Consider the following 14,932-nt stretch of genomic DNA (forward strand, 5'->3'; position numbering starts at 1 on the left):
CGCCGGCACATCGGGCCGGCGTACCAACGAGGAGATCGGTTCGTGACGATCCGCGTAGGCATCAACGGCTTTGGCCGCATCGGTCGTAACTACTTCCGCGCGCTGCTGGAGCAGGGTGCAGACATCGAGATCGTGGCTGTCAACGACCTGGGTGACACCGCGACCACCGCCCACCTGCTGAAGTACGACACCATCCTCGGGCGCCTCCCCTACGAGGTCTCGCACACCGAGGACACCATCACCGTCGGCGACAAGACCATCAAGGTCCTCGCCGAGCGCAACCCCGCGGACATCCCCTGGGGCGAGCTGGGTGTCGACATCGTCATCGAGTCGACCGGCATCTTCACGAAGAAGGCCGACGCGGAGAAGCACCTCGCGGGCGGTGCGAAGAAGGTCCTCATCTCGGCCCCGGCCAAGGACGAGGACGTCACCATCGTGATGGGCGTCAACCAGGACAAGTACGACCCGGCGAAGCACAACGTCATCTCCAACGCCTCCTGCACCACCAACTGTGTGGCGCCGATGGCCAAGGTCCTCGACGAGAACTTCGGCATCGTCAAGGGCCTGATGACGACGGTCCACGCGTACACGAACGACCAGCGCATCCTGGACTTCCCGCACAAGGACCTGCGCCGCGCCCGTGCCGCCGCGGAGAACATCATCCCGACCACCACGGGTGCCGCCAAGGCCACCGCGCTGGTCCTGCCGCAGCTCAAGGGCAAGCTGGACGGCATCGCCATGCGCGTCCCGGTCCCCACCGGCTCGGTCACCGACCTCGTCCTGGAGCTCGGCCGCGAGGTCACCAAGGAAGAGATCAACGCCGCCTTCCAGAAGGCCGCCGAGGGCGAACTCAAGGGCATCATCGAGTACACCGAGGACCCGATCGTCTCCTCCGACATCGTCAACGCCCCGGCGTCCTGCACGTTCGACTCGTCCCTGACCATGGTCCAGGACGGCAAGAACGTGAAGGTCATCGGCTGGTACGACAACGAGTGGGGCTACTCCAACCGCCTCGTCGACCTCACGGTCTTCGTCGGCAACCAGCTCTGATCGACTCCCCCCAGCAGGCACTCGATGCGGTAACAGGGCTCGGACAGCGCAAGGTCGCGCCGTCCGGGCCCTGCGTCGCGTCCGCAGCGACCAGCCCTCGTAGGATCACGAGCGATCACGAGAACCCAGGAGCCCTCTGCATGAAGACGATCGACGAACTGCTCTCCGAAGGCGTCGCGGGCAAGCGCGTCTTCGTCCGCGCCGACCTCAATGTGCCGCTGGACGGCACCACCATCACCGACGACGGCCGCATCCGCGCCGTGGTGCCCACCGTCAAGGCCCTGGCCGACGCGGGCGCGCGCGTGATCGTCGCCTCGCACCTGGGCCGCCCCAAGGGCGCCCCGGACCCGGCCTTCTCCCTCGCCCCGGCCGCCGCGCGCCTCGGTGAACTCCTCGGCGCCGACGTCGCCTTCGCCGAAGACACGGTCGGCACCTCCGCCGAGACCGTCGTCTCCGCCCTCGCCGACGGTCAGGTGGCCGTCATCGAGAACCTGCGCTTCAACGCCGGCGAGACCAGCAAGGACGACACCGAGCGTGCCGCCTTCGCCGACAAGCTGGCCGGCCTCGCGGACGTCTACGTCGGCGACGGCTTCGGCGCGGTGCACCGGAAGCACGCCTCGGTCTTCGACCTGCCGAAGCGGCTGCCGCACTACGCCGGGTACCTCATCGCCACCGAGGTCGGCGTGCTGAAGAAGCTCACCGACGACGTCCAGCGGCCGTACGTGGTCGCCCTCGGCGGCGCCAAGGTCTCCGACAAGCTCGCCGTCATCGACCAGCTGCTCGGCAAGGCCGACCGGCTCCTCATCGGCGGCGGCATGGCGTACACCTTCCTCAAGGCCAAGGGCTACGAGGTCGGCATCTCGCTCCTCCAGGAGGACCAGATCCCGGCCGTCCAGGAGTACATCGAGCGCGCGGAGAAGAGCGGCGTCGAGCTGGTCCTCCCCGTCGACGTCCTGGTCTCGCCCGAGTTCCCGGACCTGAAGACCAAGGCCCCGGCCAACCCCACCACCGTCGCCGCGGACGCCATCCCGGCCGACCAGGAGGGTCTGGACATCGGTCCCGAGACCCGCAAGCTGTACGCGTCCAAGCTCGCCGACGCCGCCACCGTCTTCTGGAACGGGCCCATGGGCGTCTTCGAGCACCCCGACTACGCCGAGGGCACCAAGGCGGTCGCCCAGGCCCTCGTCGACGCCCCGGGCTTCACCGTGGTCGGCGGCGGCGACTCCGCCGCGGCCGTGCGTACGCTCGGCTTCGACGAAAAGGCATTCGGCCACATCTCGACCGGCGGCGGCGCCTCCCTCGAATACCTCGAGGGCAAGACGCTCCCCGGCCTCGCCGCACTGGAGGACTGACCGCAATGACCACCCGCACGCCGCTGATGGCGGGCAACTGGAAGATGAACCTCAACCACCTCGAGGCCATCGCCCACGTCCAGAAGCTCGCCTTCGCCCTCGCGGACAAGGACTACGACGCCGTCGAGGTCGCCGTCCTGGTGCCCTTCACCGACCTGCGCTCCGTGCAGACCCTGGTCGAGCACGACAAGCTGAAGATCAAGTACGGCGCCCAGGACGTCTCCGCCCACGACGGCGGCGCCTACACCGGCGAGATCTCCGGCCCGATGCTGGCCAAGCTCCGCTGCACCTACGTCGCGATCGGGCACTCCGAGCGCCGGCAGTACCACGCCGAGACCGACGAGCTGGTGAACGCCAAGGTCAAGGCCGCCTACAAGCACGGTCTGACCCCGATCCTGTGCGTCGGTGAGGAGCTGGACGTCCGCGAGGCGGGCAACCACGTCGCCCACACCCTCGCCCAGGTCGAGGGCGGCCTGAAGGACCTCCCGGCCGAGCAGGCCGAGTCGGTCGTGATCGCCTACGAGCCCGTGTGGGCCATCGGCACCGGCAAGGTCTGCGGCGCCGAGGACGCCCAGGAAGTCTGCGCGGCGATCCGCGGCAAGCTCGCCGAGCTGTACTCGCAGGAGCTGGCCGACAAGGTCCGCATCCAGTACGGCGGCTCCGTCAAGTCCGGCAACGTCGCCGAGATCATGGCGCAGCCCGACATCGACGGTGCCCTGGTCGGCGGCGCCTCGCTGGACTCGGACGAGTTCGTCAAGATCGTCCGCTTCCGCGACCAGTGAGCCGACCGGCAGGTCGACCGGTGAGTATGCCGTAGCGGCGATACGTCGTACCCTTGCGGGGGCATGGTGGCCTGCTGTCACCGTGCCCCCGTCGTTCATCCGAAGCCGAGGAAGTTGGTCCAGCCGTGGTTATGGGGTTCTCGATCGCCCTGCTCGTCTTCAGCGGGCTGCTGATGCTGCTGGTGCTGATGCACAAGGGAAAGGGCGGCGGCCTCTCCGACATGTTCGGTGGCGGCATGCAGTCGTCCGTCGGCGGCTCCTCGGTCGCCGAGCGCAACCTCGACCGGATCACCGTGGTGGTCGGTCTGCTGTGGTTCGCGTGCATCATCGTGCTCGCCCTTCTGATGAAGGCGAACACCTGACCCGGCACGCACTTCCGCACGTAAAGCCCCATGTTCGGTACGCGCCCGACAGCGCCGCCTATCATGGGGCTTGCGCCTGAGCGGGTCCCCTTGTAACTCCAATCACTGGACGCGCGTTGGGCCTTACGTAGACTGAGGCGCTCGCAGCGAAGCGAAACGCCGACTCGCTTTGCGGCACCATCACGCAGGGAGTTACGACCGTGGCAAGTGGCAACGCGATCCGGGGAAGCCGGGTCGGGGCGGGGCCGATGGGCGAGGCCGAGCGCGGCGAGTCCGCGCCGCGTCTGCGCATCTCCTTCTGGTGCTCCAACGGACACGAGACGCAGCCGAGCTTCGCGAGCGACGCACAGGTCCCGGAGACCTGGGACTGCCCGCGCTGCGGCTTCCCGGCCGGACAGGACCGGGACAACCCGCCGGACCCGCCGCGCACCGAGCCCTACAAGACCCACCTGGCGTATGTGCGCGAGCGCCGCAGCGACGCCGATGGCGAGGCGATCCTCGCCGAGGCGCTCGCCAAACTGCGGGGCGAGATCTAACTCCGACTCCGTCGGTCTTCTTCCGTACCGACCGTACTGATCAATTAGGTTGTAACGGCCGGGACAGCTGGGACACCCAAGGAAGAAGGCTGACGTCCGACATGAACGCAGACGGCCGTACCAGGCTCCACCAGACGCCCGAATGGTCCGCGCTGGCCAAGCACCGTGAACACCTCGGCGAGGTGCGACTGCGCGAGCTGTTCGCCGCCGACCCGGGCCGCGGCACCGGCTTCACGCTGCGGGTGGGCGACCTGTACGTCGACTACTCCAAGCACCTCGTCACCGACGAGACCCTGCGGCTGCTGCGGGAACTGGCCGCCGCCACCGACGTGTTCGGGCTGCGCGACGCCATGTTCCGTGGCGAGAAGATCAACACCACCGAGGACCGGGCCGTCCTGCACACCGCGCTGCGCGCCCCGCGCGACGCGGTGATCGAGGTCGACGGCGAGAACGTCGTCCCCAAGGTGCACGCCGTGCTCGACAAGATGGCCGACTTCGCCGACCGGGTCCGCTCCGGGGAGTGGAAGGGCCACACCGGCAAGCGCATCAGGAACGTCGTCAACGTCGGCATCGGCGGCTCCGACCTGGGCCCCGCCATGGCCTACGAGGTGCTGCGCGCCTTCACCGACCGCGAGCTGACGGTCCGTTTCGTGTCCAACGTGGACGGCGCCGACCTGCACGAGGCGGTCCGGGACCTGGACCCGGCCGAGACGCTGTTCATCGTGGCGTCCAAGACGTTCACCACCATCGAGACGGTCACCAACGCCACCTCGGCCCGGACCTGGCTGCTGAACGCGCTCGGTGACGAGAAGGCGGTCGCCAAGCACTTCGTCGCCCTGTCGACCAACGCCGGCAAGGTCGCCGACTTCGGCATCGACACGGCCAACATGTTCGAGTTCTGGGACTGGGTCGGCGGCCGCTACTCCTACGACTCGGCGATCGGCCTCTCCCTGATGATCGCCATCGGGCCGGACCGCTTCCGGGAGATGCTCGACGGCTTCCACCTCGTCGACGAGCACTTCCGCACCGCCCCCGCCGAGTCCAACGTCCCCTTGCTGCTGGGCCTGTTGGGCATCTGGTACGGCAACTTCCACGACGCCCAGTCGCACGCGGTGCTGCCGTACTCGCACTACCTGTCGAAGTTCACCGCGTACCTCCAGCAGCTCGACATGGAGTCCAACGGCAAGTCCGTCGGCCGCGACGGCAAGCCGGTGGACTGGCAGACCGGGCCCGTGGTGTGGGGCACGCCGGGCACCAACGGGCAGCACGCGTACTACCAGCTGATCCACCAGGGCACCAAGCTGATCCCGGCCGACTTCATCGGCTTCGCCGAGCCGGTCGCCGAGCTGAGCGACGAACTGCGGGCCCAGCACGACCTGCTGATGGCCAACTTCTTCGCGCAGACCCAGGCGCTGGCCTTCGGCAAGACACCGGACGAGGTGCGGGCCGAGGGCGTGCCCGAGGAACTGGTCCCGCACAAGACGTTCCGCGGCAACCACCCGACGACCACCATCCTCGCCCGCGAGCTGACCCCGTCGGTGCTCGGCCAGCTCGTCGCCCTCTACGAGCACAAGGTGTTCGTGCAGGGCGCGGTCTGGAACATCGACTCCTTCGACCAGTGGGGCGTCGAGCTCGGCAAGGTGCTGGCCAAGCGCCTCGAACCCGCCCTCACCGAGGGCGCCGACGTCCCCGGCCTCGACCCCTCCACCCAGGCGCTCGTCGCCGCCTACCGGGAGTTGCGCGGCCGACAGTGACCGGCGGCCGTATCCCGTAGACTCCTCCGCGATCATGGTCAGGGTGACTCGGGGGAGTACAAGGTGGCTGGTTCGTCGGGCGGTTGGACGGGTGGCGGACTGACGGCGCGGAACGTGCTGCGTCCCAAGCACATCGCACGCGCGGTCTTCCATCCGGCCTGGATCCCGGACGCGATCGACCCGACGGTGGAGCGGCTCAAACGGGCCCGCCTCATCGCCGGGACGATCGCCGCGGTCGGTGTCTACACCTTTATCGAGGGCGGGTTCGCCTTCGACGAGATGCTGGAGAACATGCTGACGGCCTCCGCCGTCCTGCTGTTCATCACCCCGCTCACCGTCGGTGTGATGCTGTACGTGTGGCGGCGCGGCGGAACGGTCCGGGCGCTGAAGGTGCCGCTGCTCAACTCGCTGAAGCTGCTGCTGCTCTTCGTGGGCACGCTCGTGCTCACCGTCGTCCTGCTGCAGACGGCGTCCGGCAGCGCCGGCCTGCTCCTGCTGGTGCTCGGGCCCCTGGCACTGTGGCTGGTCGTCGTGGTGGCCCGGGGCGCCGTGCACGTGTCCGGCAACTTCTTCGGCACCGCCGCCACGCACCGCTGCCTGCCTCCGCTGCTCGCCACGGTCACGACATGGCTCATGGCCATCCCCGACCTCGTCACCGGCGACCTGCACGGGCTCAGCCTCACGATGGGCGTCGTCTTCATCCTCGGCGCGCCCGTGACGGTCACGTGCATCGCGCTGCTGGAGGCGGGGCGGCTCAGGCGGCGCTACGGCATCCGGCTGGGCACCCATCCGGCGGCTCTGCCGGCCCGTCCCGGCGGGCCGATGCCTCCCATGCCTCCGGCGCCCCCGCGGTACGGCGTGCCGCCGCAGGGGCATCCGTATGCTCCGGGGGTGCGGCCGTCGGGGCGGTGAGGGTTTCGCCCCCGCCGCCCCTTCCCGTCCCGTCCCTGGGGGCTGCGCCCCCAGACCCCCCTGTCGGCCTGACGGCCTCGTCCTCAAACGCCGGACGGGCTGCTTTATGCCGACGCCGGCGGATACAACGACCTCGGCAGCTGCGAGGCCGCCGCCGCGTCCAGGAGCCACAGGGTGCGGATGCGGCCCTGGGCTCCAGCAGCCGGGGCCTGGATCTCGCCCGCGCCCGAGAGGGCCATCGCGACTGCGTTCGCCTTGTCCTCGCCCGCCGCCAGCAGCCACACCTCACGGGCCGTGCGGATGGCCGGCAGGGTCAGGGAGATGCGGGTGGGCGGCGGCTTGGGGGAGCCGTGGACGCCGATCACCGTGCGGTCGGTCTCCCGTACGCCCGGGTGCTCCGGGAACAGGGACGCCACGTGCGTGTCCGGGCCGACGCCCAGCAGGAGGACGTCGAAGGACGGGACCGCGGCGTGGTTCTCCGGGACGGACGCCTCGGCCAGTTCCTGCGCGTACGCCGCCGCAGCCGCCTCCACGTCCGAGCCGTGCGGGCCGTCGGACGCCGCCATCGCGTGCACCCGCTTCGGGTCCAGCGGGACCGAGTCCAGCAGCGCCTCGCGCGCCTGGGTGACGTTGCGCTCCGGGTCGCCCTCCGGCAGGAACCGCTCGTCGCCCCACCACAGGTCGAGGCGGCTCCAGTCGACGGCGTCCCGGGCCGGGGACCCGGCGATCGCGGCGAGCAGGCCGTTGCCGTTGCGACCGCCGGTGAGGACCACGGATGCCGAGCCCCGGGAGGCCTGCGCGTCCACGATCTTCGTGATCAGCCGGGCCGCCGCGGCCTCGGCCATCAGCTCCTTGTCGCGGTGCACGACCAGCTGAGGAGTGCTCACTTCGCCGCCGCCTTCCTCACCGGTGTCTTCTCCTGCGCCGCGTCCTTCGCGGGAGCTTTCGCAGCCGTCTCGACGGGAGCGGGGACCGCGACGGCCTCGACGTCCGGGGCTCCTTTGCCGGGGGTGCCCGGCGCGTTCAGCCGGTTCACCCCGTACCGCAGCGCCGACGCGTACGTGTCGTCCGGGTCGAGGCGCCGCAGCTCCTCCGCGATCAGCTCGGCCGTGTCGCGGCGCTTGAGCGCCACCGCGCGCGCCGGCTGCCCCTGGATCGACAGGGTCGCGAGCGAACCGTCGGCCCGGTCCAGGACGACCGGACCGCAGTCGGTGTCCATCCGGACCGCGGTCAGCCCCGGTCCGCCCGAGGTGGTGCGCTGCACCGGCACGTTCAGCCGGTCCGCGAGCCACATCGCCAGCAGCTCGCAGCTCGGGTTGTACTCCTCGCCCTCCACCTCGACACCCTGCACCCGGCAGTCGACCTGGTCCAGGGCCGCCGCCAGCATCGAGCGCCACGGCGTGATGCGGGTCCAGGACAGGTCGGTGTCGCCCGGCGCGTAGGCGTCGGCGCGGGCGGCCAGCTCCCGTATCGGCTCCTCGCAGGCGTAGGTGTCGGTGACCCGGCGCTGGGCCAGCGCGCCGAGCGGGTCGCCGGCCGGGTCCAGCGGCGCGTTCACCGGCCACCACACCACGACCGGTGCGTCCGGCAGCAGCAGCGGCAGGACCACCGACTGGGCATGGTCGACCACGTCGCCGTACAGCCGCAGCACGACCGTCTCGCCGGTGCCCGCGTCGGCGCCGAGGCGGACCTCGGCGTCCAGCCGGGACTGGGTACGGTCCCGGGGCGAGCGCGAGACGCGCTTGATGACCACCAGCGTGCGCGAGGGATGCTCGTGCGCGGCGTCGCTCGCGGCCTTCAGCGCGTCGTAGGCGTTCTCCTCGTCGGTGACGATGACCAGCGTGAGCACCATGCCGATGGCCGGTGTGCCGATGGCCCGGCGGCCCAGCACCAACGCCTTGTTGATCTTGCTGGACGTGGTGTCCGTGAGGTCTGTCTTCATGGCCGGCGCCAGCTCCGTCCGTCTCGCTCCAGCATGTCGTCCGCCTCCTGGGGACCCCAGGTGCCCGCCGGGTACTGGGCCGGAGTGCCGTGCTCGTCCCAGTACTCCTCGATCGGGTCGAGGATCTTCCAGGACAGCTCGACCTCCTCGGTGCGCGGGAAGAGGTTCGCGTCGCCCAGCAGCACGTCCAGGATGAGGCGCTCGTACGCCTCCGGGCTCGACTCCGTGAAGGACTCGCCGTACGCGAAGTCCATGGACACGTCCCGGATCTCCATCGAGGTGCCCGGCACCTTGGAGCCGAAGCGGACGGTGACGCCCTCGTCGGGCTGGACGCGGATGACGATCGCGTTCGAGCCGAGTTCCTCGGTGGCCGTCGTGTCGAAGGGGGAGTGCGGGGCGCGCTGGAAGACCACCGCGATCTCGGTGACGCGGCGGCCCAGGCGCTTGCCGGTGCGCAGGTAGAAGGGGACACCCGCCCAGCGGCGGTTGTCGATCCCGACCTTGATCGCGGCGTAGGTGTCGGTCTTCGACTGCGCGTCGATGCCGTCCTCTTCGAGGTAGCCGATGACCTTCGCGCCGCCCTGCCAGCCGGCCGCGTACTGTCCGCGCACGGTGTCCCGGCCCAGGTCCTTGGGGAGGCGGACCGCGCCGAGCACCTTGGTCTTCTCGGCGGCCAGCGCGTCCGCGTCGAAGGAGGCGGGCTCCTCCATCGCGGTCAGCGCGAGCAGCTGGAGGAGGTGGTTCTGGATGACGTCACGGGCGGCGCCGATGCCGTCGTAGTAGCCGGCCCGGCCGCCGATGCCGATGTCCTCGGCCATGGTGATCTGCACGTGGTCCACGTAGGACCGGTTCCAGATCGGCTCGAACATCGTGTTGGCGAAGCGCAGCGCCAGGATGTTCTGGACCGTCTCCTTGCCCAGGTAGTGGTCGATGCGGAAGACCTGGTCCGAACCGAAGACCTCGTGGACGATCGCGTTGAGCTCCTCGGCCGACTTCAGGTCGTGGCCGAACGGCTTCTCGATCACCGCGCGCCGCCAGGACCCGCCCGTCTGGTCGGCGAGACCGTGCTTCTTCAGCTGCTGGATGACCACCGGGAAGGACTTCGGCGGCACCGACAGGTAGAAGGCGAAGTTGCCGCCCGTGCCCTGCGCCTTGTCCAGCTCCTCGATGGTGCCGCGCAGCCGCTCGAAGGCGTCGTCGTCGTCGAAGGTGCCCTGGACGAAGCGCATCCCCTGGATGAGCTGCTGCCAGACCTCCTCGCGGAACGGCGTGCGGGAGTGCTCCTTGACGGCGTCGTGCACGACCTGGGCGAAGTCCTCGTGCTCCCAGTCGCGGCGGGCGAACCCGACGAGCGAGAAGCCCGGCGGCAGCAGACCCCGGTTGGCGAGGTCGTACACGGCGGGCATGAGCTTCTTGCGGGACAGATCGCCGGTGACGCCGAAAATGACCAGACCCGACGGCCCCGCGATACGCGGGAGCCGTCGGTCTGCGGGGTCACGCAGCGGGTTGCTGCTTGACAATTTTTAGCCCTCCGAGGGAGCGAGGCGCTTGAGCTCCGCCTCCGTCGACTTGAGCAGGTCGTTCCAGGACGCCTCGAACTTCTCGACGCCCTCGTCCTCCAGGAGCTGGACCACCTCGTCGTAGGAGATCCCGAGCTTCTCGACCGCGTCGAGGTCGGCGCGGGCCTGCTCGTAGGTCCCGGCGACGGTGTCGCCGGTGATCTCGCCGTGGTCCTCGGTGGCGAACAGCGTCGCCTCCGGCATGGTGTTCACCGTGTTGGGCGCGACCAGGTCGGTGACGTACATGGTGTCGCTGTACGCCTTGTCCTTCACGCCGGTCGACGCCCACAGCGGACGCTGCTTGTTGGCGCCGGCCTTCTCCAGGGCGGCCCAGCGGTCGGTGCCGAAGACCTCCTCGTACGCCTGGTAGGCGAGGCGGGCGTTGGCGACGGCGGCCTTGCCGCGCAGCGCCTTGGCCTCGTCGGTGCCGAGCGCGTCGATCCGCTTGTCGATCTCGGTGTCCACGCGGGACACGAAGAAGGACGCCACCGAGTGGATCTGGGAGAGGTCCAGGCCGCGCTCCTTGGCCTTCTCCAGGCCGGTCAGGAAGGCGTCCATGACCTTGCGGTAGCGCTCGAGGGAGAAGATCAGCGTGACGTTGACGCTGATGCCCAGGCCGATGGTCTCGGCGATCGCCGGGATGCCGGCCTCGGTCGCCGGGATCTTGATCAGCGTGTTGGGCCGGTCCACCAGCCAGGCCAGCTGCTTGGCCTCGGCCACCGTCGCCCTGGTGTTGTGCGCCAGGCGCGGGTCGACCTCGATGGAGACCCGGCCGTCCTTGCCGTCGGTGTTGTCGAACACCGGGCGCAGGATGTCGGCGGCGTCGCGGACGTCCGCCGTGGTGATCATCCGGATGGCCTCTTCGACGGTGACCTCGCGGGCGGCGAGGTCGGCGAGCTGCGTGTCGTAGCCGTCGCCCTGCGAGATCGCCTTCTGGAAGATCGACGGGTTGGTGGTGACGCCCACGACGTGCTGCTGGTCGATCAGCTCGGCGAGGTTGCCGGACGTGATCCGCTTGCGCGACAGGTCGTCCAGCCAGATCGCTACGCCTTCATCGGAGAGGCGCTTGAGTGCGTCTGTCATGGAAAATGCATCTCCTACGTGTCGTGTGTGAGCGTCAGCGCTGAGCCGCGGTCAGCGATTCCCGGGCAGCGGCGGCCACGTTCTCGGCAGTGAAGCCGAACTCCTGGAAGAGCAGCTTGCCGTCCGCCGAAGCACCGAAGTGCTCCAGGGAAACGATGCGGCCGGCGTCCCCCACGTACTTGTGCCAGGTCAGACCGATCCCGGCCTCGACCGCGACACGGGCCTTCACGGACGGAGGCAGGACGCTGTCCCGGTACCCCTGGTCCTGCTGCTCGAACCACTCGACGGACGGCATGGACACCACGCGGGTCGGCACACCGTCGGCCTGCAGCTGCTCGCGGGCCTCGACGGCCACGTGCACCTCGGAACCGGTGGCGATCAGGACCACCTGCGCCTCGCCCCCCTCGGCCTCGAACAGCACGTAGCCGCCCCTGGCCGCGTCGTCGTTGGGCTCGTACGTCGGCACGCCCTGGCGGGTGAGCGCCAGACCGTGCGGCTGGCCCTTGCCGAACTCCTTCGTCCAGCGGCGCATGATCTCGCGCCAGGCGATCGCGGTCTCGTTGGCGTCGGCCGGGCGGACCACGTTCAGGCCCGGGATGGCGCGCAGGGAGGCCAGGTGCTCGACCGGCTGGTGGGTCGGTCCGTCCTCGCCGAGGCCGATCGAGTCGTGCGTCCACACGTACGTCACCGGCAGGTGCATCAGCGCCGACAGCCGCACCGCGTTGCGCATGTAGTCGGAGAACACCAGGAAGGTGCCGCCGTAGATGCGGGTGTTGCCGTGCAGCGCGATGCCGTTCATCTCCGCGGCCATCGCGTGCTCGCGGATGCCGAAGTGGATGGTGCGGCCGTACGGGTCCGCCTCGGGCAGCGGGTTGCCCGCCGGGAGGAAGGACGACGTCTTGTCGATCGTCGTGTTGTTCGAGCCGGCCAGGTCGGCGGAGCCGCCCCACAGCTCGGGGACGACCGCGCCGAGCGCCTGGAGCACCTTGCCGGAGGCGGCACGGGTGGCGACACCCTTGCCGGTCTCGAAGACCGGGATCTTCTCCTCCCAGCCCGTGGGCAGCTCGCCCTTGGCGATCCGGTCGTACTCGGCGGCGCGCTCCGGGTTGTTGTCCCGCCACTGCTGGAAGGTCTTCTCCCACACGGCGCGGGCGGCCTGGCCGCGCTCCAGCGCCTGCCGGGTGTGGCCGATGACCTCGTCGGAGACCTCGAAGGACTTCTCCGGGTCGAAGCCGAGGACGCGCTTGGTGGCCGCGACCTCGTCGTCGCCGAGCGCCGAGCCGTGCGCGGCCTCGGTGTTCTGCGCGTTCGGGGCGGGCCAGGCGATGATCGAGCGCATGGCGATGAAGGACGGCCGGTCGGTGACCTTCTTCGCCTCCTGGATCGCGTCGTAGATCGCGCTCGGGTCCAGGTCGCCGTCCGCCTTCGGCTCGACGCGCTGCACGTGCCAGCCGTACGCCTCGTACCGCTTGCAGGTGTCCTCGGAGACGGCGGTCTCGGTGTCGCCCTCGATCGAGATGTGGTTGTCGTCCCACAGCAGGACCAGGTTGCCGAGCTTCTGGTGCCCGGCCGTCGAGGACGCCTCGGCGGAGATGCCCTCCTGGAGGCAGCCGTCACCGGCGATGCAGTAGACGAAGTGGTCGAACGGGGAGGTGCCCTCGGCGGCCTCCGGGTCGAACAGACCGCGCTCGTAGCGGGCGGCCATCGCCATGCCCACCGCGTTGGCGACACCCTGGCCCAGCGGGCCGGTCGTCGTCTCCACGCCCGTGGTGTGGCCGTACTCCGGGTGCCCGGGGGTCTTCGAGCCCCAGGTGCGGAAGGACTCCAGGTCCGCCAGCTCCAGGCCGAAGCCGGCCAGGTACAGCTGGGTGTAGAGGGTCAGGGACGAGTGGCCGGCGGACAGCACGAAGCGGTCGCGTCCGACCCAGTTCGCGTCGGCCGGGTCGTGCCGCATCACCTTCTGGAAGAGGGTGTAGGCGGCGGGCGCCAGGCTCATCGCCGTACCCGGATGGCCGTTGCCAACCTTCTGTACGGCATCGGCGGCCAGGACGCGGGCGGTGTCCACGGCCCGCTGGTCCAGTTCGGTCCACTCGAGGTCTGTGGTGGTCGGCTTGGTGCTCACCCTGAGTCAGGGCTCCTCTCCACATGTTCGGATGCCGGTGCACGTGGGCGCCCACCGGCTGCCGGCGCGTCCGTGCGGCGGCCGGCCGCTGTCGAGCCTACCCCCGTAAGTACGTGCGTTTTTCCGCTGGAAACCAGACTGCCGGGACTCGCTGGGATCCGCCTGTCGACTGGGTGAAACCGCATTCGGCAAGTGAATACGGAGCCGCTCATCTGACCGCTCAATCGACCTCCCGAACGCACGTCGGAGCACCCCCGCCAACACGACCCCACCCCCGCGAAGGCCGAGGTATGGGCAACGTCTAAAGTGGCGTGGTACGCGCGAGTCCTTACCGGCACTTCACACGGTCGGGCTCGCTGGGATGTCTCTGTCAGGGGTGTGCGTGACGGCCGTTGAATCCCGTCCTGCGGGGGTTATCGGGACGAGCCAGAGCCCGAGTCACCGGCCGTTCGGGGCCCGTGTCAAGGCGTTCGTGGCGCTGACCAAGCCGCGGATCATCGAGCTTCTGCTGATCACCACCGTTCCGGTGATGTTCCTCGCCGAGCAGGGTGTGCCCGATCTGAAGCTGGTGCTGCTGACCTGTATCGGCGGCTACCTGTCCGCGGGTGGCGCCAATGCGCTGAACATGTACATCGACCGCGACATCGACGCGCTGATGGACCGCACCTCCCAGCGTCCGCTGGTGACCGGCATGGTCAGTCCGCGCGAATGCCTCACCTTCGGCATCACCCTGGCCATCGTCTCGACGCTGCTGTTCGGCCTCACCGTCAACTGGCTCTCGGCCTGGCTCTCGCTGGGCGCACTCCTCTTCTACGTCGTCGTCTACACGATGATCCTCAAGCGCCGCACCTCCCAGAACATCGTCTGGGGCGGCATCGCGGGCTGTCTGCCGGTGCTCATCGGCTGGTCGTCGGTGACGAACTCGATGTCCTGGGCGCCGATCATCCTCTTCGGCGTGATGTTCTTCTGGACGCCGCCGCACTACTGGCCGCTGTCCATGAAGGTCAAGGAGGACTACGCACGCGTGGGCGTGCCGATGCTCCCGGTCATCGCCTCCAACAAGGTCGTCGCCCGGCAGATCGTCATCTACAGCTGGGTGATGGTCGCCGTGTCGCTGCTGCTGCAGCCGCTGGGCTACACCGGCTGGTTCTACACGGCGGTCGCCCTGGCGGCCGGCGGCATGTGGCTCTGGGAGGCGCACGGCCTGCAGAACCGCGCCAAGGCCGAGGTCACGGGCGGCAAGCTCAAGGAGATGCGGCTCTTCCACTGGTCGATCACCTACGTGTCGGTGCTCTTCCTGGCGATCGCGGTGGACCCCTTCCTGCGCTGAGGTCTCTGCGACGGGCGGGGGGGGGGGGGGGGGGGGCCCCCCCCCCCCCCCCCCCCCCCCGGAAAACCCCCCCCCCCCCCCCCCAAAAAAAGAGAGACCACCCCCAGCGACCAACCACCCCCCCCCCCCCGCCGGCACAAAAAACACA

General features: G+C 69.6%; 13 protein-coding genes. 8 read left to right on the plus strand and 5 right to left on the minus strand.

From position 1 onward, the window contains the following. Positions 1-42 precede the first annotated feature (42 nt). The 7 genes from gap to ACIGO6_RS05385 all read left to right on the plus strand — a co-directional run bounded on the left by gap (position 43) and on the right by ACIGO6_RS05385 (position 6,748). The gene (gap, locus tag ACIGO6_RS05355) at positions 43-1,050 is read left to right on the plus strand and encodes a type I glyceraldehyde-3-phosphate dehydrogenase (RefSeq protein ID WP_399871506.1); all 1,008 of its coding nucleotides are present in this window, start codon (positions 43-45) and stop codon (positions 1,048-1,050) included. Positions 1,051-1,190: 140 nt separating this feature from the next. After that, on the plus strand, positions 1,191-2,402 hold the full coding sequence (locus tag ACIGO6_RS05360) for a phosphoglycerate kinase (RefSeq protein WP_399871508.1): 1,212 nt from the start codon (positions 1,191-1,193) through the stop codon (positions 2,400-2,402). Between the two features lie 5 nt (positions 2,403-2,407). Beyond that, a complete protein-coding gene (gene tpiA / locus ACIGO6_RS05365; RefSeq protein WP_399871511.1) occupies positions 2,408-3,184 on the plus strand; it encodes a triose-phosphate isomerase in 777 nt (258 codons plus the stop codon). A gap of 131 nt (positions 3,185-3,315) precedes the next feature. Then, entirely contained in the window at positions 3,316-3,546 is a 231-nt protein-coding gene (secG, locus tag ACIGO6_RS05370) for a preprotein translocase subunit SecG (protein WP_399871514.1), read from the plus strand. A gap of 200 nt (positions 3,547-3,746) precedes the next feature. Further along, positions 3,747-4,082 carry an RNA polymerase-binding protein RbpA gene (locus ACIGO6_RS05375; protein ID WP_003976875.1) on the plus strand — a complete coding sequence of 112 codons (336 nt, stop codon included), beginning with the start codon at positions 3,747-3,749 and terminating at the stop codon, positions 4,080-4,082. A gap of 101 nt (positions 4,083-4,183) precedes the next feature. Further along, positions 4,184-5,836 carry a glucose-6-phosphate isomerase gene (gene pgi / locus ACIGO6_RS05380; protein WP_399871517.1) on the plus strand — a complete coding sequence of 551 codons (1,653 nt, stop codon included), beginning with the start codon at positions 4,184-4,186 and terminating at the stop codon, positions 5,834-5,836. Positions 5,837-5,899: 63 nt separating this feature from the next. Beyond that, the gene (locus ACIGO6_RS05385) at positions 5,900-6,748 is read left to right on the plus strand and encodes a hypothetical protein (RefSeq protein ID WP_399871519.1); all 849 of its coding nucleotides are present in this window, start codon (positions 5,900-5,902) and stop codon (positions 6,746-6,748) included. A gap of 104 nt (positions 6,749-6,852) precedes the next feature. Here ACIGO6_RS05385 and pgl read toward each other — a convergent pair whose 3' ends face one another. The 5 genes from pgl to tkt are packed head-to-tail and all read right to left on the minus strand — an operon-like array spanning position 6,853 to position 13,454. After that, positions 6,853-7,593: a 6-phosphogluconolactonase gene (gene pgl / locus ACIGO6_RS05390; RefSeq protein WP_399871653.1), complete on the minus strand. Its 741-nt coding sequence runs from the start codon at positions 7,591-7,593 to the stop codon at positions 6,853-6,855. A 38-nt stretch (positions 7,594-7,631) separates the two neighbouring features. Beyond that, positions 7,632-8,690 (minus strand): glucose-6-phosphate dehydrogenase assembly protein OpcA, encoded by a 1,059-nt coding sequence (gene opcA / locus ACIGO6_RS05395; protein ID WP_399871522.1) that lies wholly within the window; start codon positions 8,688-8,690, stop codon positions 7,632-7,634. Then, positions 8,687-10,210 carry a glucose-6-phosphate dehydrogenase gene (gene zwf, locus ACIGO6_RS05400; protein ID WP_399871525.1) on the minus strand — a complete coding sequence of 508 codons (1,524 nt, stop codon included), beginning with the start codon at positions 10,208-10,210 and terminating at the stop codon, positions 8,687-8,689. Before zwf ends, opcA begins: the two co-directional genes overlap by 4 nt. Positions 10,211-10,213: 3 nt before the next feature. Beyond that, positions 10,214-11,332 (minus strand): transaldolase, encoded by a 1,119-nt coding sequence (gene tal, locus ACIGO6_RS05405; protein ID WP_399871527.1) that lies wholly within the window; start codon positions 11,330-11,332, stop codon positions 10,214-10,216. 34 nt (positions 11,333-11,366) lie between these two features. Then, the gene (gene tkt, locus ACIGO6_RS05410) at positions 11,367-13,454 is read right to left on the minus strand and encodes a transketolase (RefSeq protein ID WP_399871530.1); all 2,088 of its coding nucleotides are present in this window, start codon (positions 13,452-13,454) and stop codon (positions 11,367-11,369) included. A gap of 376 nt (positions 13,455-13,830) precedes the next feature. Between tkt and ACIGO6_RS05415 the strand changes: the two genes are divergently transcribed. Next, positions 13,831-14,784 carry a heme o synthase gene (locus ACIGO6_RS05415; protein WP_399871656.1) on the plus strand — a complete coding sequence of 318 codons (954 nt, stop codon included), beginning with the start codon at positions 13,831-13,833 and terminating at the stop codon, positions 14,782-14,784. The last annotated feature ends 148 nt before the right edge of the window (positions 14,785-14,932 follow it).

The organism is Streptomyces sp. NPDC053750 (assembly GCF_044544295.1).
Taxonomy (GTDB): domain Bacteria; phylum Actinomycetota; class Actinomycetes; order Streptomycetales; family Streptomycetaceae; genus Streptomyces.

Excerpts from the sequence above, each read along its gene's own strand:
- ACIGO6_RS05360 (WP_399871508.1), top strand. The coding sequence starts at position 1,191 with ATGAAGACGATCGACGAACTGCTCTCCGAAGGCGTCGCGGGCAAGCGC.
- tpiA (WP_399871511.1), top strand. The coding sequence starts at position 2,408 with ATGACCACCCGCACGCCGCTGATGGCGGGCAACTGGAAGATGAACCTC.
- secG (WP_399871514.1), top strand. The coding sequence starts at position 3,316 with ATGGGGTTCTCGATCGCCCTGCTCGTCTTCAGCGGGCTGCTGATGCTG.
- pgi (WP_399871517.1), top strand. The coding sequence starts at position 4,184 with ATGAACGCAGACGGCCGTACCAGGCTCCACCAGACGCCCGAATGGTCC.
- pgl (WP_399871653.1), bottom strand. The coding sequence starts at position 7,593 with ATGGCCGAGGCCGCGGCGGCCCGGCTGATCACGAAGATCGTGGACGCG.
- opcA (WP_399871522.1), bottom strand. The coding sequence starts at position 8,690 with ATGAAGACAGACCTCACGGACACCACGTCCAGCAAGATCAACAAGGCG.
- tal (WP_399871527.1), bottom strand. The coding sequence starts at position 11,332 with ATGACAGACGCACTCAAGCGCCTCTCCGATGAAGGCGTAGCGATCTGG.